At 37.6% G+C, this 229-nt stretch carries 1 pseudogene; it reads left to right on the top strand.

What is annotated here, in order from left to right:
• Nucleotides 1–110 precede the first annotated feature (110 nt).
• Nucleotides 111–229: pseudogene (locus tag DCC82_RS17270) on the top strand (IS256 family transposase); the annotation flags it as partial.

Genomic DNA, 229 nt, shown 5'->3' with positions numbered 1-229 from the left:
CGATGATGTATAAAATTTTGTGTAAAGCATTTTGCTAGACCAAAAGAAAAAAGGTAGGGTATTCTCTGATTTGGACCACAACACATTCCAGAGAAAGGAGAACCCTACCTATGTCTAAAAGTATACCGAATGTCGACTGGGCAAATCAGCTGGAAAGTGTCATTCGTCAGTTTGTAAAGGAAAAATTAGAACTGATCATGCGGGAAGAAATCAAGAATTTCCTCGAAAT

It is taken from the genome of Geobacillus sp. LYN3, from assembly GCF_003064505.1.
GTDB lineage: Bacteria > Bacillota > Bacilli > Bacillales > Anoxybacillaceae > Parageobacillus_B > Parageobacillus_B toebii.
The sequence above is the reverse complement of the archived record's forward strand: the minus strand, read 5'-3'. Positions and strand labels throughout refer to the sequence as shown.